The sequence below is a fragment of the Oceanobacillus piezotolerans genome, assembly GCF_003665065.1.
Lineage (GTDB): Bacteria > Bacillota > Bacilli > Bacillales > Amphibacillaceae > Oceanobacillus > Oceanobacillus piezotolerans.
Genome location: NZ_RCHR01000005.1, coordinates 21,114 through 46,664 on the forward strand (window position 1 = coordinate 21,114; position 25,551 = coordinate 46,664).

At 37.7% G+C, this 25,551-nt stretch carries 29 protein-coding genes; 23 read left to right on the plus strand and 6 right to left on the minus strand.

The window, feature by feature from the left end:
- Positions 1-399 precede the first annotated feature (399 nt).
- Positions 400-1,581: a DUF418 domain-containing protein gene (locus tag D8M04_RS14015; protein ID WP_121524036.1), complete on the minus strand. Its 1,182-nt coding sequence runs from the start codon at positions 1,579-1,581 to the stop codon at positions 400-402.
- A 151-nt stretch (positions 1,582-1,732) separates the two neighbouring features.
- Between D8M04_RS14015 and D8M04_RS14020 the strand changes: the two genes are divergently transcribed.
- Genes D8M04_RS14020 through D8M04_RS14030 form a run of 3 tightly spaced genes read left to right on the plus strand, consistent with a single transcriptional unit; the run spans position 1,733 to position 4,750 of the window.
- The gene (locus D8M04_RS14020; RefSeq protein WP_121524038.1) at positions 1,733-2,452 is read left to right on the plus strand and encodes a response regulator transcription factor; all 720 of its coding nucleotides are present in this window, start codon (positions 1,733-1,735) and stop codon (positions 2,450-2,452) included.
- Complete coding sequence (locus tag D8M04_RS14025; protein WP_121524040.1) at positions 2,449-4,176, plus strand: sensor histidine kinase; 1,728 nt, start codon at positions 2,449-2,451, stop codon at positions 4,174-4,176. Before D8M04_RS14020 ends, D8M04_RS14025 begins: the two co-directional genes overlap by 4 nt.
- Positions 4,177-4,225: 49 nt before the next feature.
- Complete coding sequence (locus D8M04_RS14030) at positions 4,226-4,750, plus strand: sigma factor-like helix-turn-helix DNA-binding protein (RefSeq protein WP_121524041.1); 525 nt, start codon at positions 4,226-4,228, stop codon at positions 4,748-4,750.
- Positions 4,751-4,823: 73 nt separating this feature from the next.
- On the opposite strand, the gene cax is transcribed toward D8M04_RS14030, so the two are convergent.
- Positions 4,824-5,882 (minus strand): calcium/proton exchanger, encoded by a 1,059-nt coding sequence (gene cax, locus D8M04_RS14035; RefSeq protein ID WP_121524042.1) that lies wholly within the window; start codon positions 5,880-5,882, stop codon positions 4,824-4,826.
- Positions 5,883-6,023: 141 nt separating this feature from the next.
- Between cax and D8M04_RS14040 the strand changes: the two genes are divergently transcribed.
- The 3 genes from D8M04_RS14040 to D8M04_RS20040 all read left to right on the plus strand — a co-directional run bounded on the left by D8M04_RS14040 (position 6,024) and on the right by D8M04_RS20040 (position 8,345).
- Positions 6,024-6,977 (plus strand): LysR family transcriptional regulator, encoded by a 954-nt coding sequence (locus D8M04_RS14040; RefSeq protein WP_121524043.1) that lies wholly within the window; start codon positions 6,024-6,026, stop codon positions 6,975-6,977.
- Between the two features lie 70 nt (positions 6,978-7,047).
- Complete coding sequence (locus tag D8M04_RS14045; protein WP_121524044.1) at positions 7,048-8,181, plus strand: 5-methyltetrahydropteroyltriglutamate--homocysteine S-methyltransferase; 1,134 nt, start codon at positions 7,048-7,050, stop codon at positions 8,179-8,181.
- Positions 8,182-8,189: 8 nt separating this feature from the next.
- Positions 8,190-8,345 carry a hypothetical protein gene (locus D8M04_RS20040; RefSeq protein ID WP_158595135.1) on the plus strand — a complete coding sequence of 52 codons (156 nt, stop codon included), beginning with the start codon at positions 8,190-8,192 and terminating at the stop codon, positions 8,343-8,345.
- Between the two features lie 2 nt (positions 8,346-8,347).
- Here the strand turns inward: D8M04_RS20040 and D8M04_RS14050 are convergent, their stop codons facing one another.
- The gene (locus D8M04_RS14050) at positions 8,348-9,220 is read right to left on the minus strand and encodes an MBL fold metallo-hydrolase (RefSeq protein WP_121524045.1); all 873 of its coding nucleotides are present in this window, start codon (positions 9,218-9,220) and stop codon (positions 8,348-8,350) included.
- A 347-nt stretch (positions 9,221-9,567) separates the two neighbouring features.
- Between D8M04_RS14050 and D8M04_RS14055 the strand changes: the two genes are divergently transcribed.
- From D8M04_RS14055 to D8M04_RS14115, 13 genes are all read left to right on the plus strand, one after another.
- Positions 9,568-10,437 (plus strand): fructosamine kinase family protein, encoded by an 870-nt coding sequence (locus D8M04_RS14055; RefSeq protein ID WP_121524046.1) that lies wholly within the window; start codon positions 9,568-9,570, stop codon positions 10,435-10,437.
- 216 nt (positions 10,438-10,653) lie between these two features.
- Positions 10,654-12,156, plus strand: coding sequence for a malate dehydrogenase (quinone) (gene mqo, locus D8M04_RS14060; RefSeq protein WP_121524047.1), 1,503 nt, complete (start codon positions 10,654-10,656; stop codon positions 12,154-12,156).
- A gap of 281 nt (positions 12,157-12,437) precedes the next feature.
- Positions 12,438-12,971: a hypothetical protein gene (locus tag D8M04_RS14065; protein ID WP_121524048.1), complete on the plus strand. Its 534-nt coding sequence runs from the start codon at positions 12,438-12,440 to the stop codon at positions 12,969-12,971.
- 588 nt (positions 12,972-13,559) lie between these two features.
- Positions 13,560-14,132 carry a gas vesicle protein GvpQ gene (gene gvpQ, locus D8M04_RS14070; RefSeq protein WP_121524049.1) on the plus strand — a complete coding sequence of 191 codons (573 nt, stop codon included), beginning with the start codon at positions 13,560-13,562 and terminating at the stop codon, positions 14,130-14,132.
- A gap of 20 nt (positions 14,133-14,152) precedes the next feature.
- Complete coding sequence (gene gvpA / locus D8M04_RS14075) at positions 14,153-14,428, plus strand: gas vesicle structural protein GvpA (RefSeq protein ID WP_121524050.1); 276 nt, start codon at positions 14,153-14,155, stop codon at positions 14,426-14,428.
- Between the two features lie 73 nt (positions 14,429-14,501).
- Entirely contained in the window at positions 14,502-14,768 is a 267-nt protein-coding gene (gene gvpO, locus D8M04_RS14080) for a gas vesicle protein GvpO (protein ID WP_121524051.1), read from the plus strand.
- Between the two features lie 13 nt (positions 14,769-14,781).
- Entirely contained in the window at positions 14,782-15,699 is a 918-nt protein-coding gene (gene gvpN, locus D8M04_RS14085) for a gas vesicle protein GvpN (RefSeq protein ID WP_121524052.1), read from the plus strand.
- 5 nt (positions 15,700-15,704) lie between these two features.
- Complete coding sequence (locus D8M04_RS14090; RefSeq protein ID WP_121524053.1) at positions 15,705-16,475, plus strand: GvpL/GvpF family gas vesicle protein; 771 nt, start codon at positions 15,705-15,707, stop codon at positions 16,473-16,475.
- A complete protein-coding gene (locus D8M04_RS14095; RefSeq protein ID WP_121524054.1) occupies positions 16,472-16,735 on the plus strand; it encodes a gas vesicle protein GvpG in 264 nt (87 codons plus the stop codon). The genes D8M04_RS14090 and D8M04_RS14095 overlap by 4 nt, the downstream gene beginning before the upstream one ends.
- A gap of 9 nt (positions 16,736-16,744) precedes the next feature.
- Complete coding sequence (locus D8M04_RS14100) at positions 16,745-17,548, plus strand: GvpL/GvpF family gas vesicle protein (RefSeq protein WP_121524055.1); 804 nt, start codon at positions 16,745-16,747, stop codon at positions 17,546-17,548.
- A gap of 14 nt (positions 17,549-17,562) precedes the next feature.
- A complete protein-coding gene (locus tag D8M04_RS14105) occupies positions 17,563-17,823 on the plus strand; it encodes a gas vesicle protein (RefSeq protein WP_121524056.1) in 261 nt (86 codons plus the stop codon).
- A gap of 16 nt (positions 17,824-17,839) precedes the next feature.
- Positions 17,840-18,133 (plus strand): gas vesicle protein K, encoded by a 294-nt coding sequence (locus D8M04_RS14110; protein ID WP_121524307.1) that lies wholly within the window; start codon positions 17,840-17,842, stop codon positions 18,131-18,133.
- Between the two features lie 23 nt (positions 18,134-18,156).
- A complete protein-coding gene (locus D8M04_RS14115) occupies positions 18,157-18,468 on the plus strand; it encodes a gas vesicle protein (RefSeq protein WP_121524057.1) in 312 nt (103 codons plus the stop codon).
- Positions 18,469-18,780: 312 nt separating this feature from the next.
- Here the strand turns inward: D8M04_RS14115 and D8M04_RS14120 are convergent, their stop codons facing one another.
- Positions 18,781-20,805, minus strand: a complete 2,025-nt coding sequence (locus D8M04_RS14120) for a catalase (protein WP_121524058.1) — start codon at positions 20,803-20,805, stop codon at positions 18,781-18,783.
- A 271-nt stretch (positions 20,806-21,076) separates the two neighbouring features.
- On the opposite strand from D8M04_RS14120, the gene D8M04_RS20215 reads away from it, so the two are divergent.
- Complete coding sequence (locus tag D8M04_RS20215; protein ID WP_187695454.1) at positions 21,077-21,229, plus strand: hypothetical protein; 153 nt, start codon at positions 21,077-21,079, stop codon at positions 21,227-21,229.
- A 67-nt stretch (positions 21,230-21,296) separates the two neighbouring features.
- Here the strand turns inward: D8M04_RS20215 and D8M04_RS20220 are convergent, their stop codons facing one another.
- Both D8M04_RS20220 and D8M04_RS14125 read right to left on the minus strand, forming a co-directional pair.
- Complete coding sequence (locus tag D8M04_RS20220) at positions 21,297-21,452, minus strand: hypothetical protein (protein ID WP_187695455.1); 156 nt, start codon at positions 21,450-21,452, stop codon at positions 21,297-21,299.
- 414 nt (positions 21,453-21,866) lie between these two features.
- Positions 21,867-22,493 carry a spore coat protein gene (locus tag D8M04_RS14125; RefSeq protein ID WP_425464024.1) on the minus strand — a complete coding sequence of 209 codons (627 nt, stop codon included), beginning with the start codon at positions 22,491-22,493 and terminating at the stop codon, positions 21,867-21,869.
- 443 nt (positions 22,494-22,936) lie between these two features.
- On the opposite strand from D8M04_RS14125, the gene D8M04_RS14130 reads away from it, so the two are divergent.
- The 3 genes from D8M04_RS14130 to D8M04_RS14140 all read left to right on the plus strand — a co-directional run bounded on the left by D8M04_RS14130 (position 22,937) and on the right by D8M04_RS14140 (position 25,487).
- Positions 22,937-23,497, plus strand: a complete 561-nt coding sequence (locus D8M04_RS14130; RefSeq protein WP_121524059.1) for a TetR/AcrR family transcriptional regulator — start codon at positions 22,937-22,939, stop codon at positions 23,495-23,497.
- 8 nt (positions 23,498-23,505) lie between these two features.
- Positions 23,506-24,978 carry a DHA2 family efflux MFS transporter permease subunit gene (locus D8M04_RS14135; protein WP_425464026.1) on the plus strand — a complete coding sequence of 491 codons (1,473 nt, stop codon included), beginning with the start codon at positions 23,506-23,508 and terminating at the stop codon, positions 24,976-24,978.
- Positions 24,979-25,049: 71 nt separating this feature from the next.
- Positions 25,050-25,487 carry a universal stress protein gene (locus D8M04_RS14140; RefSeq protein ID WP_121524309.1) on the plus strand — a complete coding sequence of 146 codons (438 nt, stop codon included), beginning with the start codon at positions 25,050-25,052 and terminating at the stop codon, positions 25,485-25,487.
- The last annotated feature ends 64 nt before the right edge of the window (positions 25,488-25,551 follow it).

Here is a 25,551-nt window from a genome sequence, read left to right on the forward strand (position 1 = left end):
ATTTTTTTGTAAATCTATCATCCTTACATTTGGAATCTTTTGGAGGACATTATTTATACCAAAGGATGAAAAAAACACAGTGAAAAAATACAAAGAGATATCGACGGTATTATGCTGTTCAGCTTATTCATTGCGTGCATAATGGTGTTTTTACTTCCCATAAAAGATGGAATGCATAGCAAATAAGTAAAATGAATCCTGTTTTGTAGATTTGCACTTGTAATTGTCAGTGATTTTGCTGTAACAAGCAATGAGGCTGGGACAAAAGTGCTTTAGGCTCTTCTAGCTTCATTTGTTCAGAGGACTGACGGAAAAGATATGGGCTATTCTCTGAAAATATGACGTTTTCAACATATATAAGCAGATGCCTTCATCGGTAGGTGTCCCAACCTCATAACTCTACGCTACTTCTTCAACTACTTTCTTTTTTCTCCGCTTCGGCTGTCCATTCCAGGACAAGTAAGTGAAGATACGCATTACTTTTTCAAAAGGCCCTATTTTAAAGAACTTCAAGTAATAGTGACTGAAAAGGATTTGCATCGCGAAAATAAAGAAAGCTAATAGAATCCCTTGGAACACTCCAAGCCTGCCAAAGAGCCCCATGCCATATCCATAAAAAAGAGAGGTACAAATGATGCTTTGTACTAAATAATTGGTCAGAGATAACCTTCCGACTTTTTCAATATAAGACATCACTTTCCTATTGACCTTTGTATAAAGAATGGCAAAGCCGAAAATATAACCAATCGCTAATAATATTGCACCGACACTATAAGCACCTGTGGTCCAACTTAAATCATTCATAATATAGTGGGAACTCTTGAGCAATAAGCCAACTATCCCAAAAATAATTGCACCTCGAATATACAACCTTTTCTCCTTTCTAGGATCCGTAAACCAATTGCTTTTTGCACCATACATGCCAAACAAAAGAAGTGGACTTATGATGAGTGGTGTAATAAAAAGGAACACTATATAAAAATAATCCGGAAAATCAAACGGGGTTTCGTCACTATACCGAAATCCAAGGGCATCCGCATAACTTTCACTAGAATAGGCCACCGTTTCTTTTTCAATATAAGATTCCATCTTTTCAATTTCCTTATCGGTTTCTTCATAACTGCCAAATCCCATGAAAGAATTTAAGAAGAGTAACGCAATAGCCCAAACAAGGAGGGTTTTCCTCTTTCGATTTATAAACATTAGCATAAAGAGGCCAATACAACCATACATCAGCAAGATATCTCCTTCCCAAATGAAAATGGAATGAAGAAGTCCTAAAGTCAGGAATAGAATAAAACGGCGCACAAAATGTCGCTTTACCTTCATATTATTTTTTTCCAGTTTTTCTTTTAACTTCATCATAGAATAGCCAAATAGAAAAATAAAAATTGGAAGAAAGCTTCCTTCCACAAAAATTTTCGTCCAAACGTAGCTGACGGTATCGAAAGAAGATAATTGAAAATGCTCGGGTTTATCCTTTCCAAACATCCCGTATTGGAAAATCAGCATGTTTGCGATTAGAATTCCTAGTAAACTAAAACCCCTTAAAGCATCGATTGTATTTACTCTTTGTTTCATGATTATTCTTCCTCTCTGTTCATTGTACCTCTAAGTTATCAGACTAAACTTTCTTTAAAATGAACAGAATCTTAACCGTTCATAACGTATTCCTTAATATTGTTCAACTAATCGTAATCTTACCGTGGTAGAATACTTTTGAGGTGGGATTATGGGACATGAGGCGCATATTTTAATAGTTGATGATGAAAAAGCCATCGTAAAAATGCTGGAATTAATGTTGAGAAAAGAAGGGTTTGCACATATATATACCGCTTATACAGGGAAGGAAGCATTAACCTGTTTAGGTGAAAATCATATTGATATTGTTATTCTCGATGTGATGCTTCCAGATGGAAGTGGATTTGATCTTTGTCCGAAAATTAGGGAGCTTACCAATGCTTATATTCTCTTTTTAACTGCAAGGGTTTCTGATTTGGATGTACTTACCGGATTCGCTACAGGCGGGGATGACTATGTGACAAAGCCATTTAATCCATTGGAAGTTGCTGCAAGGATAAAAGCGCATCTTAGAAGAACTGAATCGTTTCCCAAGGCAGAACAAAGTCCATTTGCATCAAAATGTTATGATTTTGGTCGCTTTAGACTGGATGAAAATGCAGGAGAGCTAATCGTAAATGGAGAAGTAGTGTCCTGTCCAACACAGGTATATTTATTATTACTTTTCTTCTGCAAGCATCCGAATCGAGTATTCTCAAAGTCAGAACTATTGGATGCGGTATGGGGATTTGACCATTATGTAGATGAAAATACGGTCTCCGTACATATTAGAAGAATAAGAGAGAGAATTGAAGAAAACCCTAGTAAACCAACCTATTTAACTACTGTGAGAGGGCTGGGATATAAATTAGTGAAGGAACATGCAGGATGAAGAAAATAAGAAGACGTTTGTTTATGCATTTTTCCATTCAGTTTATTTCGATTGCTATATTAATGATCATCGTTGCTTTTATTACGTTAATCGTTGCAGTAGGATTGATGACAGAAGAACAAGCTGAACATAATTATTATTATACGAAACTAGAAGATATAACAATGGATACATACTCATTTAAAGATTTAACGATGAATAAAGGTTGGGATGAAGGATTAGCAGAGGAAAATATTTGGGTACAAATCATCAATGAACAAGGTGAAGTAATAGAATCTGGAAACGTGCCAAGTGATTTTCCTGAACAGTATAGTATGCATGATTTATTGACGATGAAAGAAACCAAGGAATATAAAGGATTTTCTTTGGCATTTTATCTGGAAACGTTTTATGTGACAGATTATTTGTTTGTTTTAGGGTATGAAGCAGAAGGAGCCATCTTACTGGATGAACTTGTTCAGACATATAACCAAAATGGAGGGATCGCTAAGCAAGATGTTCCGGAAATGAATAATAAATTGCAGCAAGTTGGGGGAAAGCTAGATATTTATGACAGTAATGGAGAGCAAAGAATGTCTATTGGAGAAGAAAACCGTGAAAGAGAATTGCCGTTAGACGTTTTTAAAAGAGAAATATCTCCTGATACTTATTCGATGGAACAACATGTGTATCGTGACGCTGAAACTGGTAATGTTTGGATCCTTTATACACCAAATATAAACAAAGGGGAAATTCGGTTTAGAACCTATCAGGCAACATTAATCGGTTTAGTTATTACTGGAGCAATTGTACTGCTGGTAACCATTGTCATTTCGGTTTGGAACGGTTTCCGATATGGGAATCCATTATTAATCTTTGCAAACTGGTTAAGCAGAATGGGAAATGGTAAATACGAAGAAGTGTTAACAGAGCGAGAGAGGAAGCAAATATTCCGGAAAAACGGAAAGACAAAGTGGAGGTATCGATTGTACAGAGAAGTTTTCTATGCCTTTTATGATATGGCTGAGAAGCTGGATGCTTCTAAAAAAGAAAGAGAACAATTGGAAAAGACTAGAGAAGAATGGATGGCAGGGATTTCACATGATTTACGTACCCCGCTAACGACAATGGAGGGATATGGAAGACTACTGGAAAGTGGGGAATATAATTGGTCCAAGCAAGAACTGGAGGATATTGGAAAAACCATACACGAGAAAAGTGACTATATGGTGAAACTGATTGAAGATTTTACCTTAAGTTTTCAATTGAAAAATAATGCTGCACTCGTTTCATTTCAACCTGTCGAAATGAATGCCTTTATCGAGAAAATATTGAAAAAGTTTACAAATGACATTACATTTCAAGACTATACCATTTCTTGCGAGCCTTTGGGAACGGAGCGGGTAGTAAACATAAATGAGCGATTGTTTGAGCGGATGATTGATAACCTAATATATAATGCATTGAAACATAACCCCTCAGGAACTTCGGTTATTATTCGGATTGAAGAAACAAAAGATGATAGAGAGCTGAAAATCAGTGTCATTGATAATGGTTTTGGAATGGATGAGGAAACGAAGGAGAATCTATTTAGTCGTTATTACCGGGGGACGAATACAGAAGATAATAAGGAAGGGACTGGTCTTGGTATGAGTATTGCCCTGCAGATAGCAAAATTGCACCAAGGTTCAATCTTCGTTGAATCCGAGAAGACGGTTGGAACTTCTATATCTGTAGTGTTGTAAATAGACGGAATTCGGAGGCTTATTAGCATGATGAAAGCGGGGGAGAAGGTTGAAGGAGATTGGAAATCATATTATAAAGCGGGTTAGGAAAGGTAATAACCAAGCTTTTCAAAAGCTGGTTCAGCACTATCAACATTCGATTTATACGTTAAGTATCTTGATGCTCGGAAACGAGAAGAAAGCAGAAGTCCTTGCGACGGAAACGTTTCTATATGCTTATTCGCATATCAATGACTATATTAAAGCGGATATGAAGTTTTCCGTATGGTTATATCAATCGATGGCAAGTTTAGCACAAAGACAATTAGAGGAAGGCTGTAATAAACGTGATGCGAAAATGAAAATTTCTACTGAAGGCATTCTACTCTACTTGTTAAATATTCCTTTTAAAAAGCGGCTAGCTATTATTTTAAACTGTTGTTATCACTTATCAGAGCGAGAGATTAGTGAGGTTCTCCATACCCCGAGATCGGAAATACGGTCTTATATTTATCAGGTGAGAGAGAAGTTGGCCAAGGAGCTGAGATGTGCGGATTCCATTAAAGAAGCAGACTTTCTCTGCAGTCTTGGGTGAGCTAAGGATATGGAAAAAAATATAAAACAAAAGGTCAGTACCCTTCTTCTGTGAAAGGTACTGGCCTTTTAATTTAAATGAAATAAAACCCAATTCCCATAATGATATATGCCGATATTAGGACGAGTCCATCAAACCAATTGGAATCCCCGTCATTCGATAGCGTAATCATTAATAATACGGCTGTCACCATACTAATTAATTCAGGCCATGTGAAGACAAGCGGCATAGACGTTGGAAACAAAAGGGAGAGCAAAACAAGAATTGGCAGAACAAACATAGCCACTTGTAAGGTGGAACCGACTGCAATTTCAACAGCCACATCCATTTTGTTTTTATAAGCCATAATGACTGCTGATGCGTGCTCTGCTGCATTTCCGACGATTGCGACAATAATCACTCCGATAAATAATTCGGACCAGCCAAATGTTGCTCCAACGACATCGAATGTGGACACTAAGTGTTCCGAAACATAGGCAACAGCTACTGTTGCGATCGCGAGAATAACTATCGCTTTCATTTTACCCCATTCCGGTTCTTCTGCATGAGCAGCTTCACCTTGTGTGTTATCTGCTTGGTAAACACCACGATGGGTAACAAATTTAAATAAAAGAGCAGCCAAGTACAATAGTATTAAGACAATTGAAATCCCAACACTTAGAACCATGGTATCCTGCTCACTCATCGTATGTGTAAACACCTCAGGAATAACAAAGGCAACAATGACAGCAAACATAAGGAGACCTGCATTATGTCGTGCCTCGTAAATATTAAAAGATTGTCGTTTATATTTCAGGCCTCCAACAAAAAAGGAAAGACCACCTACAAGAAGTAAGTTTCCTAATACGGAACCTGTTAATGACGCTAGCACAATTCCAATAAACCCGGCTTTCAGTGAAAAGATAGAGATAATCAGTTCAACCGCATTTCCAAAAGTTGCGTTAAGTAATCCACCAGCTCTTGGTCCTAAAACGATTGCTAAGCTTTCCGTAGCCCGACCAATAAAACCAGCTAAAGCAATAATCGTCAAACAGTATACGATAAACATAATTACGGCAGACCAATGAAATATAGAGCCGATGATAGAGAGTGGTAGACCAATGAGAACCAAAAATGTAAATAATTTATTCATTGTATATACCTCCGTATCTTATTTATACCCGTTTTGTTGGATATTATTTCAAATATAGATTTTCATCTGTACAGAGATAGAAAGATACAAAAAATAGTGTATAATTCAGAATATATCGTATAGAGGGAATGGGGGATAAAGATGACATTACAACAATTGAAATACGTGATTGAAGTAGCGAGGAGTCGTTCCATTAGTCATGCAGCACAGAATTTGTTTATTAGTCAGCCAAGTCTTTCGAATGCAATCAAAGAGCTTGAAACTGAAATGGGGATTACGATTTTTTCAAGAACCAATAAGGGGATCTTGATTACACAAGATGGCTCAGAATTTTTGAGCTATGCGAGGCAGGTTGTTGAACAGGCAGATTTGCTTGAGAATCGCTATGCAGATACACAAACAAAGCAGCAGCATTTCTCCGTATCCGCTCAACATTATGCATTCGTTGTAAGTGCCTTTGTTAGATTGCTTCAAGCATATGATCGGGAAGAATATGAGTTTACTTTACGGGAGACAAGGACATATGAAATTATTGCGGATGTGAGAAACCTACGCAGTGAAATTGGTGTGCTATATGTCAATGAATTTAATAAAAAGGTAATTTCTAAGTTTTTAAGGGAAGGAAATCTAGCGTTTTATGAGCTTTTCGTAGCGAAACCTCATGTCTTTATTAGCTCAAGCAATCCATTGGCGAAAAAGGAATATGTGACATTATCTGATTTAGATCCTTACCCCTATCTTTCCTATGAACAAGGGGATTATAATTCCTTTTATTTTTCAGAGGAGATATTGAGTACCCTTTCCAGGCCGAAAAATATAAAGGTTAGTGATCGTGCCACCTTATTTAACCTAGTCATTGGATTAAATGGCTATACGATTTCAACTGGAGTTATTAGTCATAAACTTAATAGTAAAGATATTATCGCTGTCCCCTTAAAGGTAAATGAGAGTATCCATGTTGGCTATATTAAGCACAAAAATATGACAACCAGCAAACTTGCTCAAATTTATATTGACTACTTAAAAGAATCCATTGACGATGGTTTACGTCAACTTCCGCTAGAGTTTAAAGCTATAGCAAGTGAAAGATTTTAAGTGTTACCTTATGATTAATGTCCCATGCTACACTTACCTTAAGTTAATCCAATAAAAGGGAGTGGTTTTGATGGGAATCGAAATTAATACAGGTAAAAGGGCTGTTACCCCATTTCGTTTTGATAATGTAGGAAGCTTTTTGCGTCCTAAAAAGTTAAAGCAAGCACGTGCTTCTTTTGCGGAGGGGACTCTTTCAAAAGAGGAGTTAAAACGTATAGAAGATGAATGTATTATTGATTTAATCCAAAAGCAAAAAGATGTAGGGCTTCAAGTGATTACAGACGGTGAATTCCGTCGGTCTTGGTGGCATTTGGATTTCATGTGGGGTTTAAATGGTGTAAGTAAAGAAACGATTGAACAAGGCTATAAGTTTCATGATGAAGAAACCCGCCCAGAAACGGCTCGCCTAACAGGAAGAATTAGCGGAGAAAACCATCCATTTGTGGACCATTTTTCGTTTATCCAGCAGTATGCAGAAGATGGTGTCATTGCAAGGCAAACGATTCCGGCACCAGCTCAATTTTTAGCAGAGTTACAACGTCCTGAAAATATCGACGCGACTAAAGAAATTTATCCAGATATAGAAGTACTTATTACAGATATTGCGAAAGGCTATCAAACGGTTATCAAGGATTTATATGCTGCTGGATGCAGAAGCATACAATTAGATGATTGTACATGGGGAATGATTGTTGATAAGAATTATTGGAAAGCACGTCAAGATACGGAAACAGTTGAAGGAATTGGAGAGCTTTACTTACGTGTCAACAATTTATCTATCGAAAACGTCCCAGAGGATTTAATCGTAACGACCCATGTTTGTCGTGGAAACTATCATTCTACTTGGGCCTCTTCTGGTGGATATGACCCAATCGCATCTATATTATTTGAGAAAGAAAACGTTTCTGCCTATTATTTGGAGTATGATACAGATCGTGCCGGGGACTTTTCACCACTTGCGCATGTAGGAAATGAAAAATCCGTTGTTCTAGGTCTATTCTCATCTAAAACAGGAGAACTAGAAGATAAAGAAAAGATCAAAGCACGTATTGAAGAAGCGGCAAAATATGTGGATAAGGATCATTTGTGCATCAGCCCACAATGTGGATTTGCTTCAACAGAAGAAGGTAATATTTTAACGGAAGAACAACAATGGAATAAACTTCGTTTAATTAAAGAAGTAGCAGATGAGGTTTGGGGTTAAGTGATTGTTTGAATGATTATATTTTATATAGAAAGCACACCATTCAAAGAAAGGTCTTTGTTGGCGTGCTTTCTATTTGGGTCATGGCCGTTATCTCAGAGAGACGTACCTCCATGCAGCCTGTCCCCTTTAACCAATTTAAAGAAAGTAATGGAGCTGAATAGAATCAGGCAGAAGGTAGTCCTTCCATCCCCTTTTTCTTCCTATTTCCGTTTACGAAGTTCAGAATAAACTCCATCTGTTCTTCGTTTGGGGTTTTCCTTTGTATTTCGCTGAATTTGGCAACAGCTTGATCAAAGGAATGCTCCTTATCCACTAATTCACCTATCCTCTTAATTTCATTCAAAACATGCCACATATCCTTGTATGTTTTTGGATGTTGATGTCCTGTCACATAGTATTCTGCATCATATTTTTCTATTTTATTTAATAAAGTATTAAATTCTTCCAAGTCATAGCTCCATTCTCCGCTATAGAAATCCTGATAAACGCAGTCCCCTAAGAACATCACTTTCTCTTCAGGGATATAAACGATTGATGAATCATCCGCATGGACGCCCCCAACATGCTCTACAACACAGGTAATGTCACCCAAATCTATTTCCAGCTTATTATTAAATGTTAGATCCGGTGCTTGAAGCTCCAAATGATCTCTTTCAGGCATTTCAAGTTTAATCATATTCCTGCAGAAATCAATCTCTTCACCAGTCTCTACTCGCTGATCAAGAGAGGCATCATCCCATTTTAGTGTTTTCATATATTCTATTTTTTCTTTTGTTTTTTCATGGCTGATGGTGAATTGACCCATTGTTTTTATGCCAAAAACATGATCCCAATGCCAATGTGTAAGGATTACCCCTTTGATGGGTGAAATTTCCATTTCTTCTGCCAGATTCAGAAAATCCTGTGCATGACCAGGGGAATTTCCAGAATCAACAATCAGGCTAAAGGAATCCCCGCAAATAAGACCTAAAGCAGGTCTATCCGTTTCCGAATAATGGGGCATATAGTAAACTTTATCTGTTAATTTTTTCAACATGTTATTACCTTCTCTCATGGCTGGCTATTGTTTATATTAGGCGGGCTACACAATCAAGCTTTTGCCGCAAAGTATCTTTTCTCTTATTATTTGATTGTGCAGGCTTTATTATAACTTATTGTGTAAAGTAAGGGAAAAGGATGGGAATTTGAACCTTTATTTGGAAAATTACAGATATAAGGGAAAAAACATTAGTTTATAACGGAATGTATATCATACGGCATGTATGCTTTATGAGAGCCACACATTTTAAGCCAAAATCTGTACAGTTACCGTTATATTCATTTAGGGAATAGCAATATGCATAGGAGTTTAATATTATTTACTGAGAGGCGGAGAGGACCACGATGAAAAATATAATTGAAAAAGGACTAAATCAAGTCGAAAAAAATGGGGAAATCAAATCAATCCAGCCGGTTCCTGGGGGCGACATCAATGATGCTTACTATGTTCGTTCTAAACAACGTGAATACTTTGTAAAGTTGAATCAACAAATGGGGAAGTCCTTTTTTGATTTCGAAGCAGAAGGACTTTCTATCATACGAAATACAGGTACAATTGATGTTCCAATTGTGTATGGTGTACTCAAAGATGGACAGACACAAATTCCAATGTTATGGATGGAATGGGTTAATGGAAATGAAAAAGAAAATACAGAAACAGTTTTAGGTGAGAAACTAGCAGCACTTCATTTGAAGGAGGGTCCAGGCTATGGCTATGAAGGAAGAGGTTATATTGGTAAGCTACCTCATGAAAATTATCTATCCTCTAGCTGGCTAGCATATTTCCGTAAAATTCGCCTTGAAGAACAGATAAAACTAGGACGAACTAGAGGAACAATGTCAGGGGAAAGATATATAAAGCTTATGAGTTTATTGGAACTGCTAGACAAATGGATTCCGGATAAGCCTTTATCGAGTACACTTCATGGTGACCTTTGGGGAGGAAACTGGATTACAGGAGAAGATGGAAAACCTTATTTAATCGATCCTTCTATTCTTTATGGGGATCATGAATTTGAAATTGCCTTTACTGAGCTATTTGGAGGGTTCTCGGAATCCTTTTATGATACATATCGATCTGTATTTCCTTTATCTCCTGAATACGAGGATCGCAAAGAACTTTACCAATTATATTATCTCCTCGTCCACTTAAATATGTTTGGAGAAGCTTACGGAAATGCAGTAGATCGAATTGTTAAGAGGTATGTTGGTTAATTCTTTTAGATTCATACAGCGTACGTTGGTTAAATAACTGATTTTACTCCATAATTATTCTGATTATAGTACATATTCTATAAATAATTATTATAATTTATGTTATGATTATTAAAGAAGGTGAAAAGTTACTTTCTTAGGTCGCTCTTTGCATTTTGAAAAGTGCAGCCAGCGCCTGCCTTTTTATGTAAATTTAGGGAATAAGGATGGGAGACTATGAGTAACAGACCAGGAAAAACAGACGTGATTTTAATTGGTGCCGGAGTTATGAGCGCAACTTTGGGAGCGCTTTTACAAGAGTTAGCACCAGAATGGGAGATTAAAGTATTTGAGAAATTGAGTACTGCAGGTGAAGAGAGCTCTAATGAATGGAACAATGCGGGAACGGGGCATTCCGCACTTTGTGAGCTTAACTACACATCTGAAAAGCCAGACGGATCGATTGATATTAACAAAGCACTTAAAATAAATGAGCAATTTCAGCTTTCTAAACAATTTTGGTCTTATTTAATAAATAAAGACTTGATTCGCCAACCGCAGGACTTCATTCGGCCTTTACCACATATGAGCATGGTTATAGGGGAAAAGAACGTTGACTTTTTAAAAAGGCGTTTTGACTTGCTGTCTAATCAACTATTGTTCCAGGGAATGGAATACTCGGATAACACTGAAAAGCTAAAGGAATGGATGCCACTAATAATGGAAGGGCGTTCATCAAACGAACCAATTGCTGCGACAAAAATAGACTCTGGAACAGATGTTAACTTTGGTGCCCTCACACGAATCTTGTTTAATCATCTAGAAAGTAAAGGCGTTGAAATGAACTACAATCATAGTGTGGAGGATATGAAACGCACAAGTGATGGTTTATGGGAAGTTAAGGTAATAGATTTGGAGAACGAAAAGATAGAATATCATACAGCGAAATTTGTCTTTATCGGAGCTGGGGGAGGAAGTCTTCCATTGCTGCAAAAAACAGGAATACCAGAATCCAAGCATATTGGTGGTTTCCCAGTAAGTGGTTTATTTATGGTTTGTAACAATCCGGCGGTAATAGCGAAGCATCATGCAAAGGTATACGGAAAAGCTAAAGTGGGTGCTCCACCAATGTCCGTACCACATCTTGATACAAGGTATATCGATAATAAAAAATCGTTATTATTTGGTCCATTCGCTGGGTTTTCACCGAAGTTCCTGAAAACAGGTTCCAACCTTGACCTGTTAACCTCTGTGAAACCTAATAATGCCTTTACCATGTTGGCAGCAGGAGTGAAAGAGCTCCCATTAACAAAATATTTAATTCAGCAAGTGTTGCTTTCTAATGAAAAACGCATGGAAGAATTGCGTGAGTTTATCCCAGAAGCAAAAGATGAGGATTGGGATATTGTTGTTGCAGGCCAACGTGTACAAGTAATTAAAGATACGGAGGCTGGCGGTAAAGGAACATTGCAATTTGGTACAGAATTGATTAATGCAGCTGATGGTTCCGTTGCCGCATTGTTAGGTGCTTCTCCAGGAGCTTCTACTGCGGTCCATGTAATGCTGGATTTAATTGAAAGGTGCTTCCCGCATTATATCGAGGATTGGCAACCAAAGATAAAAGAAATGGTTCCATCTTATGGCATCTCACTAGTAGAAAACCCAGAGTTATTCCAAGAGATTCATGCGTCTACTACCGTAGCACTGGGACTAGGAGAAGAATTACCAGTATATAGCTAATGGTATAGAAAGAGGCTGGGACAAAACTGAACAGCTTGAATCAAAAGACGAATATGAACTAAATTTCCGGAGCGGTATTTCTCCGTTAAATTTGAATTGAAAACCATGTCCATGTTTGGATATGGTTTTTTTTAAGATGATTTGACACAGGCTGCATTTCATAGAAGAAATTCTCCTATTTTTAAATATCGTCGAAAAATGTAAAACGATTATTAAAGGAATTTCGTCTACTTTGTAGAAATATTTAATATAAAATCATTTCTACAAGGAAGGTGAATGAAATGTTTAAAAAAAATTATTTTGCGAGAAATTTACTAAATATGATGCCAAATAGTGAGCAGAGCGTGCATGAAAAAAAACTTACTGAAGTTATGAAACGTTTAAAAGTTGAAAATTACAAGTTCAATTGGGATCGTACCGGCTGTTTTGTTGAATTTCATTATAAAGAAAATTTTTACAGACTTGAACACTCTGTTCAAAAAGCTAAGAGAAAGGGAATTATTCTACGCAATGGACTTGATTGCTTGATGGAGCTGACTCAATCATTGGAAGAACTATGCGGTATCATTGATAGAGGAATGAATGATTTTGAAACATGGATTTCTGGCATGAAACAGTCACCTTCAGAAACAAAGCAGCCTGAGTACCAAGAAGAATTTGAAATAAGATATAAGACAATGGGGAGACAAAATTTTACGGAATATAACAGAGATGAAGTGAAGGAAGCAATTCCTTTTGGAACTAGAGCATCACTGAGAGAAATTGAAAAAAATCAGATGAATCAACGATCATTAGGAGATAATGCCAGATTTTAAAGAAGTTTAATGCATTCTTTAAATAAAGAAAACAGAACTGTCTGTTAGATCGATTCTAAGGGACAGTTCTGTTTTGTTTATATTTCTATATCTTTTAATTTTATCCCGCGATACTACACGTAAAAGATTGACTTGATAGCTTCATTTAGTGGGCTATCGCCCACTGAATAACTTTTTTTTAATCCGAATCACCCTTTAATAATGAAGATTGAATCCCACCTAAAACAGCTACCTCTCCTAGTACATTCTATTGGAGCGAATAATCTCGCAGTCCGCATGGAGGAAATCCTTACTTGTTTTCTATCCATCGTGTAAATATATAGCTAATTAGTAACAATGTAATGATTTGTTCAATGAACATTTTATCCCCTTATTTTAACTAGGATGGACTTAAATAATCTGCAAGAAACCCCGCCATCAAACCAGTAAACGAAATTCATTTAACGTAAACAACTTTAGACCTAAATTCCTTCTTATTGAATAAAGAATTGCATTGTAAAATAGGATAATTTTTCTAGTTTCCTAAAGGAATTTATAGGGTATCGATTCACAAGGGTGGTCAAATCATCCGAGATTGGGAGGTTTTAAATGAAAACACCTCAAGAAAGGAAAACAAACCACACCAGAACGGCTGCACTGACTGCTGGGGCTACCTTGTTTTTTGTGATCTCTGCACCTCTACTGGTTCCAAAAGTGCGACATGGGGCGAAGAAAATAGCTCCAAAAGTGAAAGATGCTCTGAAGCGAGCGGATGGGCCAGTTGAATTTGAGGAGGAAGCAAAAAGCGAGCTAAAGAAGGAGATGGCAGAGCAGTTTCGAGAACAGTTTGTAGAAAGCATTCAGTCAGAACTGAAAAACGTGCAGCGTAAACTTCGTAAGAAAAAGAAGGAAAATGCCGAAAAAGTTCATAACAATGCTAAAAAGGCTGAGGGAATTATGCAAGATACTTTGCTTAAGGTAAAAGATAACGTAGCTGGTGCCAAAGAAGCCGGTGAATCATTTCAAAAACAAGTAAAGGATAGAACTGCCCAGAATCGAAAATTAAAGGGTGCAGACCAAATAAAGGGCGCAAGTCGAATTAAGAGCTCGGCAACCGTTAAGAGCGTGGCCAATATAAAAGGCCACAACAATATTAAACATCAAACTGACAATGATGAATAAATAGGAGAGGAGAATAAAACATGGCTATTCAAAAATCAACGGACAGTTCTGGCTTGGCAGAAGTAATTGACCGAATTCTTGATAAGGGTATCGTGATTGACGCATTTGCCCGTGTCTCTGTAGTGGGGATTGAATTAATTACAATTGAAGCAAGGGTAGTTGTTGCCAGTGTAGACACATGGCTGAGATATGCAGAAGCGGTTGGCTTACTGCAGGATGACTTCGAGGATGATGGCTTATCGGACAGATTATCCGCACGATCGGACAATGTGGAAATAGAAGAACAGAACAATTAAAAAGGTAAGTCAGAGTCTCATGGCTCTGGCTCCTTTATAATGACAGAATCTTTGTCTCAGAGGAAGTGGAGAAATGAAGGTAATGAAGGCTGTAAATGACTTTTTTAGAGAACATATTGCTCCCCCACACAAAATTATTTCCGTTCAAAAACAAAAAGATGGCGAAGAAGAAGGCTGGAGAGCGCTAGTAGAAATTATAGAAGAAAAAGAATACATGAAGAGATATGGGCATGACCAAATGATCGGGCTATATGAGGTATTTCTTGATAAAGAAAATGAAGTGACAGGGTTTTCCCGGATAAGCTTACGTTTTCGCAGTGATCTGGAAGAACAGGCGTGAAGGGGGACTCAACATGGAGGAGACAGAAATAAAGGAACAGGAAGCAGATGTATTTGAAGCAGCTCCAAACTTTCAGGATTTGACAAAGCGCTCCTTGCGATACCTGGAAACAGGATATCCTGTCCATTTCACTGGGCCATCAGGAATAGGAAAAACGAGTCTTGCGATGTATATCGCCAAAGCACGAAAGAAACCAATGATGTTCATTCAAGGAAACAAAGATCTCACCATTAAAGACCTGATTGGATCATTCTCCGGTTATCAAAGACACAAGCTGAAGGATAATTATGTTCGATCTGTTCAAAAAATAGAGGAAAAAGTGAGTGAATCCTGGAGAGAAGGAAGGCTTCTAGAAGCAGTAAGGAAAGGCTATACACTTGTATACGATGAATTTACACGATCAAGGCCGGAAACTAACAACATCTTTCTTCCGGTTTTGGAGGAAAGAATCTTGCCGTTATATGGTGCGAAGCAAAAGAAATCTTTTATAAAGGTACATCCGGATTTTTCCGTTATTTTTACAAGTAATCCAAAGGAATATGCAGGTGTCTACCAATCCCAAGATGCTCTATTAGATCGAATGATTACGATGACAATGGAGGCTATGGATAAAGAGGTTGAGATTTCTGCGGTCGTAAACAAAACATCAATCGAAAGAAATAAGGCGGAAGTGATTGTTGACTTTATAGAGAAAGTTCGCAAATTAGCTTCCAATAAACAGGATTCCGGTATACCAAGCCTTCGCGCCTCAATTATGATTGCCGATATGGTTCATCGCTATCAACTCCCAGTCGACGGGAATAATGATGAATTTTTCCAGCTTTGTATGGACATAACTTGGTTCCCGTTAAAAGAATCTATAGGGGAGAAGGAGCAACAGAGAGTGAAAAGGCAACTGGAAAGAGAATGTAAAAGTATTACTGAGAGGTGAGTAAAATGAGTAAAGAGCAAGGAATTTATGTTTTTTGCTGTATTAAGGCAACTGGTTCGAAATCATTTGGTTCCATTCCATTTGAGGGAGAGGAAAGGGAAGTCTATACAATTCATTATAAAGACGCAGCAATGGTTGCGGCCAATGTTCCAATGAAAATCTATCATCCTGTAAAAGAAAACTTAATGATGCATCAAGACGTGATTTCTAGAGTGATGGAACAGGAGGAAGCTGTTGTCCCTGTTAGTTTTGGCAATGTATTTAACAGTGAAGAGGATTTGATTGCTTTAACAAAAAGCTTATACCCACAGTTGGAGAAGCTCTTCCCACAAATAGAAGGAAAGATTGAAGTTGGTTTAAAAGTCATTGGACGCAAAGAATGGCTTTCCGAGAACATTAATCAGAACGAAGCAGTCAGAAATAAAAAGCAAGTCGTGCAATCTAAATCAGAGGCAGCAGGTTACTTTGACCGTATTCAGCTTGGAGAAATGGCAAAGGATTTCTTTCAATCTATCCAAAATAAGATTAGATCGGAAATTCATGAAGAATTAATCCCCCTTACAGAAGCATGGCATCTAAATGATCCGATAGGCGAGAAAATGCTGTTGAATGCAGCCTATTTGATAGATAAAGGTCAGGAAGCGGCATTTGATGAAAAGGTGAATCAACTTCACGACCAGTGGAAGGACAGAGTGGATTTTAAATATACAGGTCCTTGGCCTGCCTATAACTTTATTAATATTAAATTGAAAGTGGAAGAGAAAGAATCTTCATGATTCATAAGCTTTTCACCTTTCCAATCGATATTGTCGTTAATATCGGAAAGAAGGTGAAGGAAGAGGTGGATAAAGAATTCTATGATCTGGAGCATATTCAAAGGAAGCTTATCCACTTACAGATGATGTATGAGCTAGAGGAAATAGATGAGGATACGTATAAGGCATCAGAAATAGAACTACTTAGCCGTTATGAAATAGCTAAAAGGCGGGAAATGGAGCAAGTTCAAGAGCTGACTAGAGAAAAAGAGGAAAAGTGAGGAAAAAACATGGATAGTCTGATTTATTTATATGGTGTCATTCCTACTGCCGAAAAAGAAAAGCAGGATATCCCTGCATTTAAGGGAATAGATGAGGAGCACGAAGTATATACCGTCTCCTTTGGTGAAATTACAGCGGTAGTTTGCAATCTGGATGAGCGGGAGTATGGGCAAGAGCAGCTGGAGAAGAAGACGAATAATCCAACGTGGCTTCATGAGAAGGCTTTTCACCATCATGAAGTCCTCATGTCCCTATATGCTAAATATCCAATTATTCCGATGAAGTTCTGTACCATTTATGCCAGTATGGATAATCTGCTGACAACTTTGGAAACACACAAACAGCGCATGATAGAGGTATTGGAAAGCATTAAAGGCAAAGAGGAATGGATCCTGAAAATATACTGTGACGAGGATAAAGTAAAGGAAAGTGTCGCTAGCTATAGTGATGTCATTGAATTAAGAAAAGAAGAAATTGCCGCTATGTCACCCGGACGACAATACTTAGAGAAGAAAAAGCTTGGTCAACTTATTGAGCAGGAAGCACATAAGCAAAAACAGGCATTTGGAGAAACTATTCATCAGGAATTAGCCGATATGAGTGCCAACACAGAAGTGAAACGAAATTGGAATAAGGATGTTACAGGGAGAAAAGAAGAAATGTGCTGGAACAGTGTATATATGCTGGAAAAGCCCAAGGTAGATGATTTCTTAAAAAGAGTCAAAGCAATACAGAACGAGCATGGTGACGATGGCTGGAAATTAGAAGTTACTGGGCCATGGCCGTCGTACCACTTTTCGGCAATTAGCTAGATTGGAGGCTGCACATGTCTGAACGTAACGAATATGCAAACAAAGAAGTAGGTCTTATCGATGTACTGGACGTTGTACTCGATAAAGGGGTGGCCATAAAAGGGGATTTAATCCTCTCTATTGCTGGCATTGACCTGGTGTATCTGGATTTGCGCGTCCTGATTGCATCGGTAGAAACGTTAATCGAATCCAATAAGGAAACGGCCGCACAGCTATCATCTAAACAATTTGATCGGGAGAAGGAGGAGCTTGACAATGTCATCCATCAATCTTAGTAACCAATCAACATCAATGACAAATCTTGATTATCGTCCAGAAAAAAGCGGAAGAATTGAATTAGATCCTGAAGGTGCGGAGGAAGGCCTTGCTCAACTGGTTCTGACGGTAATCGAACTGTTAAGACAACTTGTGGAGCGGCAAGCTATTCGCCGTGTAGAAGGTGGAAATTTAACAGAGGAGGAGATTGAGAAGCTCGGAGTTGCGCTCATGAACCTCGATATAAAAATGGATGAGTTAAAAGAGATTTTTAACCTAAATGATGATGATTTAAATATCGACCTTGGACCACTTGGAAACTTACTTTAAAATAAAGGAGGTTATATACAGCTATGCAAAATACACCGCAAACAACCACGCAATCCAGCAATCTGGTGGATGTATTAGAGACGGTTTTAGACAAAGGTGTTGTCATTGCAGGCGATATACGAGTAGGAATCGCTGATGTAGAATTGCTTTCCATTAAAATCAGGCTTATCGTAGCATCGGTGGATAAGGCAAAAGAAATCGGAATGGATTGGTGGGAATCAGATCCTTACCTCAACTCAAAAGCCGCAGAACAAGAGCAAAATCAACTGAAGGAAGAAAATAAAGAGCTGAAAGACCGATTAGAAAAATTAGAACAGAAGCTGCTGAATGGGTAAGAAATTAATATAAGAGCTAGCTCCCCCTCTCCCCGCACTAAAGAGGCAGAGAGCTTTTTTTTCACTTCACATTGTCTAGTTTCATCGGTAATTTAGAGAAACATAATAAAGCGTTTAGAGTGCAACAGAATGGCGGTGATATCTGAAATAGAATCTACTGCCATTTTTTAATGCTATTCCGCCTTTTTCTTTCAGGGTATTATTAAATCTTAGATCTACATTCTATATAGTACTTTACATACTCACAAGTAACTCCGTTAAAAATGCCAATGCCTCTAGCCTAAGTGAAAGACTAGAGGCACGGTTTTGTTTTTACTTACCGTCTCGATTCCAGAATCTTGCTTCTGCAACTGCTTCAATGAACTTCTCGCTGTTATCTACAACAACACCATCTTGTCCTGAAATATCAAGATCCTTAAGCACAGATGCTCCTTCTTTTAATGCCCCAATTGGTTTATAATGCGTGTAGGCTTCTTTTACAAACTCTGGGGCTTCCTTGCTGAATAGTGAAGTGTTGCCTTCCTGACTGACAATCAGAATCGCATCAAACAGCACAGACTCAGCAGTCATAAAGGTATGATCCGCAGTAATTTCCGTACCGTCCACTCCCTTAACCATACCTTGATGATCGCTTATGACCTCAGGAACGATGTTTGCTCCCTTCAATTCAGCAATCACGTTATTTAATTCAGCAGGAAAACCATCTGCAGCGATAATCCCAACCTTACGTGTAGCTGGCCTTTTCACTGTATTGGCTTGGCTTACAGCGGGAGAGGACTTCGTATAATTAATTTCTTTCTTATCAGGAACAGGAAGTCCAAGGTTACCTGCGATGGCGGAAACAAGATCATGGCTGACATTGGAAAACATCTCTAGTACCTGTTCACGGACAGAGACTTCTTTACATTTGCCAAGTTCAAAGCTGAATGCATTGATAATATGTTCTTTCTCTACTTCGCTCATGCTGTTCCAAAATAGAATAGCTTGAGAAAAATGATCCTTAAAGCTTTCGCTGCGAGCTCTAACTTTTCGCCCTTCCACTTTTTCCTGGTAATGGCTGTATCCGCCTTCAGCCTCGCTGACTGGTTCTGGTGTATTTTTGGCAAGGGAGTTCTTGTGATAGGCGACCTTGCTGGAATTAATTGTTTGTCGTCCATAACCATCACGCTGATTATTGTGGAATGGACAAAGGGGGCGGTTAATCGGTAACTCATGGAAGTTAGGGCCACCTAGGCGAATGAGCTGTGTATCCGTGTATGAGAATAATCGCCCTTGGAGAAGGGGATCGTTGGTAAAGTCGATGCCTGGTACCACGTGCCCTGGGTGAAAAGCAACCTGCTCCGTTTCCGCAAAGTAATTATCCACGTTGCGGTTTAGTGTCATCTTCCCAACGATTTTCACTGGTACGTCTTCTTCAGGCCAGATTTTTGTTGCATCCAAGATGTCAAAATCAAAGTTAAATTCATCTTCTTCCTTGATGATTTGAAGACCTAACTCAAATTCTGGATATTGCCCATTCTCAATAGCTTCATATAGATCTCGACGATGAAAGTCAGGATCTGCTCCATTTATCTTCACGGCTTCATCCCAAATCGTTGAATGTACACCAAGCACTGGCTTCCAATGGAATTTCACAAAAAAAGCTTCTCCCTTATCATTGACGAATCGAAACGTATTCACTCCGAATCCTTCCATCATTCGGAAGCTTCGTGGAATGGCGCGGTCTGACATGTGCCACATGATCATATGAGCGGTTTCCTGATTGTTGGCAACAAAGTCCCAAAATGTATCATGTGCCGACTGAGCCTGAGGGATTTCGTTATGTGGTTCGGGTTTCACAGCATGAATGAGGTCTGGAAATTTAATTCCATCTTGGATGAAAAACACCGGGATATTATTTCCGACTAAATCATAATTACCCTCTTCGGTATAAAATTTCGTTGCGAATCCTCTCACATCCCTAGCTAATTCCATCGATCCGCGAGATCCTGCTACGGTAGAAAACCGAACAAAAACAGGCGTTTTCTTACTAGTATCATTTAAAAATTTCGCTTTTGTATAAGGAGCGAGTGATTCATATAGTTCAAAATCCCCGTGTGCAGCGAACCCTCTAGCATGAACCACTCGCTCCGGAATCCGTTCATGGTCAAAGTGAGTGATTTTCTCACGCATATGAAAATCTTCTAAAAGGGTAGGTCCCCGTTCATCAGCCTTTAATGAAAACTCATCTTCTGCCATTTTCAGGCCTTGATTAGTTGTTAGTGCCTTGCCTTCGTCCTGTACTCTAAATTGGTCCAGTTGTTCGTTCTTTTTGTTCTGATTTTCTTTTTTGCTCATGATTCTCCTCCTCTTTTACCAAATAAGTCTATAGTTCTTTACCCTTTAACACTTTGATTAAAACAGATGTATGTAAGCACTGTAGTGAAATGAGAATCCTTGCCTATAATGGACAAGCAGTGTGAGCAGAAAGTATTCGATATTAACTAGGGGTTGGTGCTATTACTACCCTGCCTGAGGTAATATTGCCATGGACAACGATTAAAGTTAAGTTTGCTATACTATAAAATGCTATAATAGGGCTATTATGATGGAGTTGGAGGTCATAGAAATGAATCTAATTAAAAGAATTAATCCATTGCTGCCATTCCTTTTTATCACTCTTTTTATCGCTGGATTGTTAGATATCAAATTCAAGGGATTAGTATACCAGCTGTTGCCGCAATCAGTGCAATCTCGTGTAGATTCTTTCTTTATCAAGTAAATCATAAGAAAGCCCCTTCTAATTGAAGGGGCTTTCTTAGTAAGTGAATGGGCTGAGTAAATTAATCTTAAAACATCGGTAGGATATAATTGGCTAGGAACCATAATACAATTAGTAGAATAACTACATATGCTGCATATTTTATAAAAGTAGACGCTACTTTGCTGGAGTCTGTTTTCTTTTCTCGATGTTCTATTTCAACATTTTCATCTCTGTCCCTCACTGTTTCAACATCCTTCCCAGTTAGGATTAGTCTGTTTGCTTATGTACCAATTCCCAAAAATGGATTAATATAAACCATCCCGTTGTAACTCCAATAGATAGGTTTAATATAGGGCTAGAAATGGGTAATAAGCTATTAAAGCAATAACCTAACTTGAAAGGTGGAAATAATATGCTTCGTACTATATTAATGATCATAGGAGCCATTGTAGTAATTGGATTTTTGATTAGTCTTATCTTTTAAAACGAGTAACAAGTTAATGCAAAAACCTAGACCTCCCCAAATTGAATAATAAAAGCAACTAAAAAAAGCATTAGGAACTTGCCTAATGCTTTTTTTTCACGTGTATAGGAACAAATGAAAATCCTTACCGTACCTAGTATAAGAAAACGAGAGTACTCATTAATATAGTTGTTAGTGTGTCATTCCTTGCTGTGGTGCTTTTGTATAGCTATTTAATAAAAGCTGTTCGTCCTGCTCCATTAATTGTGGAACCTGATAATAACCATGTTTATTTTGATATAAAGAAATTTCATAGCTCATTTCAATGAAGTTTGGAACACTATCGGCAAGCACACGACGAAGAACAGGGTTTGTCATTTCCAAAGCAGTCGTTGCTAATAAAGGAGAAAGAGACTTTGTATGTTCTAACATAAAAGAAGAAAAGCATTCGTCAGTTAGTTCACTTACGGATGATTTTGGCTTTTTCGGCTGCCCCGGTTTCATACCATATTCAAACTGATGGTTCTGTGTCATATTATACACCTGTGTAGAAACAGTTGGCTTTTGCCCTGTCTGGAAGGATTCCACAATCGTATTGTACAACTGCGTGGCGAAAGCGGATTGTCTTTGGACAATTGATTTTAACTCTGGATCTTGAATGTGCTGATCATACAATTGGTATTGTTCAAGCATATTAATCATGCATGACAGCACTTCATGTGTATCAATTAATTCATGCCCCCCACGATTAGTAGAAATTGCTTGATTAGGCTGCATTTGATTTCCTAATTGGTTCACATTCATATTTTGATTTTGCAAAAGAATATCCTCCTCATTTCGTAATCAAAACTATTTTGTTCTTTGCAGAGAAAAATATGTATGCCCAGTGAGCTATGAGCTATTTTTATTTATTCTTATATTCATTCTCCGATTGTTAAGAATAGATAGGTGAAAGAAGCATAATGATTCTAGCTATAAAGAGTTAGGAAAGTTTGGTAGGGGTGTTCGAGAACCAATGTCAAAAAGAAATAAAATAAAAACTATACTGTGAATTAAGAGTCTAAATAAATAGACAATTAATTAAAATCCTAAAAGGTCGCTTTTTCATCGAAATACAACGTTTGCAATAATTAAACTTGATTTTAAGTTTTACCGTACGATTGTCTTCACGAGAATTTCACAAAAAAAATGCTTGTTTTTTTAAAAATCTATTTGATATATTAATAAACAGACCGGTTGGTATGGAGGAGGTTACTAACGGTATGGATACAAAATCGCTCATTATAGAAGTCGCAACAAAGATCTTCCAGGAGAAAGGATATATGGGAGTTGGATTAAACGAAATATTAAAGGAGTGTAATATCTCAAAAGGCTCGCTTTATCACCATTTTCCAAATGGGAAAGAAGAGTTATTAATTGCCTGCCTTCACACATTAACTGAGAAAATTACGATGGATATGAAGCAAATATTTAAAAAGCATCCAACAACTGAAGAAGCTATAAAAGCCATGGTTAACCAGTTAATTATTCATTTTGAAACAGAAGGTACGATAACTAGTTATACATTTACCAGTATTGTTAGTGAGATGGGTTCTCTTAGTGAATCAGTCCGAAATGCTTGTTCACTACTATATACAAACATACAAAAAATCTATTGCGATAAATTAGTAGAAGATGGCCTTTCGCTGGAAACAGCGAATTCGATTGCTCTTACAATGACAGCTTCCATAGAGGGCGGAATTATGCTTTGTTTGACGAAAAAATCAAGTGAACCGCTTAGAGAAATTGCAAATGTATTAACGAAAACAAGTTTTAATTTATGAAAAAGGAGATTATTATGAACACACAAATGAAAGTTAAAAATCCTAAAACAATAGCATTTATCTTAATGTTTGGTGCATTTTTGGGATTATTTGGCGAAACAGCATTAAATATGGCATTAACAAATATTATGGAGGAATTTTCGGTATCCCCGGGAATTGCACAATGGTTGACGACAGGTTATTTACTGGTATTAGCCATTCTGGTACCAATTTCAGCATCTTTAATGAAATGGTTTACGACTAGGCAATTAGTTATTGGAGGTTTGGTTATCTCGCTTGCGGGTGCAGTATTAGCGGCTCTATCTCCATCTTTTGCTGTTCTATTGTTAGGTCGCTTAGTACAAGCAATAGGAACAGGTATTTTAATTCCTGTCATGACAAGCGTTCTTCTAATTATTTTCCCGGTTCATAAACGCGGGGTTGTAATGGGAATTATGGGTCTAGTTATTACGTTAGGACCAGCCTTAGGGCCAACACTCTCTGGAGTTATAATCAGCTCATTAGGGTGGCCTTATATATTCTGGATTAGCGGTATTCTATATGTATTATTGACACTCTATGCAGTTGCGCAAATGAAAAACGTTTCAGAAATTACGAAACCTAAAATTGATGTATTATCCATTATTTTATCTACATTTGGATTTGGTGGGTTGATTTTTGCCTTGAGTACGATGGCAGAAAAGGCAGTTTCTTCCCCTCAAGTATTAGTACCATTAGTGATAGGTATTGTTGCACTTGTATTATTTGGAGTACGCCAAATGAAAATGGAACAGCCTATGGTCAATTTACGTGTGTTTAAATATCCAATGTTCACATTAGGAACATTGATGATGTTTCTTAGTATTTTAGTTATTTTATCAACGGGTATTTTATTGCCCATTTATCTAAAGGGTGCCTTATTGCTTGCTGCTGCTGTAGCTGGTTTATTATTACTTCCGGGAAATGCAGTGAATGTGATTATGTCACCAATTGTGGGAACGTTATTTGATAAGCTTGGTGCACGTGTGCTTACAATTACTGGATCTGTTATTGTTTTATTAGGTAACTTAATGTTTGTTACGTTTATTTCTTCAACAACACCAATTTGGCAAATTATTGTGTCCTTTATGGTATTATTCTTTGGTTTAACGATGGTAACCATTCCTTCTCAAACCAACGCATTAAACCAATTACCGCCGAATTTATATCCGGATGGTTCAGCAGCAATGAACACGTTGAACCAGGTAGCTGGTGCAGCTGGTACAGCCATAGCAATTGCAGTATTCACTGCTGGACAAGAAAATTTTGCCAGCGTTAATCCTGCTGCTACAGATCCAGAAGTTTTAGCAGCTGGAATTAAATATGCTTTCTACTTTATTACAGGAATCTCTGCAGTGACTTTAGTATGTTCCTTCTTTGTTAAGAAGAAAGTTACTGTAACGAAAGAAGCCTCCGATAATAGCGGAGCGGTTGGCAGCGTCAATACAGAGTCTGTAAAGTAAAACTACCTATTCTGTTGTTTGGTGTTGATAGATAGAGGGTATATAACATGTACAAAGGAGAGATGAACGGAATGGCAAACAATTATAAAAGTATATTAGTAGCTGTAGATGGATCTAAAGAAGCGGATCTTGCGTTTCGTAAATCCATTGATGTAGCAAAACGAAACCAGGGTGCTGCCATAACGATTGTAAATGTTATTGATACACGTGCTTACGTTGCTTACGATGGCTTTAATATTGAAAAGGCACAGAAAGAAGCTCAAAATCTTACAAATGAATATATGAAGCTAGCGAAAGCAGCAGGTTTAGAAAACGTCGACATCGTGATTGAAGATGGTTCTCCAAAGACAATGATAACAAAAGATATAGCAACGAAAGTAGATGCAGATTTAATTATTTGTGGTGCTACAGGACTTAATGCAGTTGAACGTTTTATTATGGGTTCTGTATCAGAAGCAATAATCCGTTCAGCTAATTGTGATGTGCTAGTCGTTCGTACACCAGCATAAAGGTATTCGCAGTTTTAGGAATGGACAAAGGAAAAATATAACTTTATAGAAACATAGAAATGCT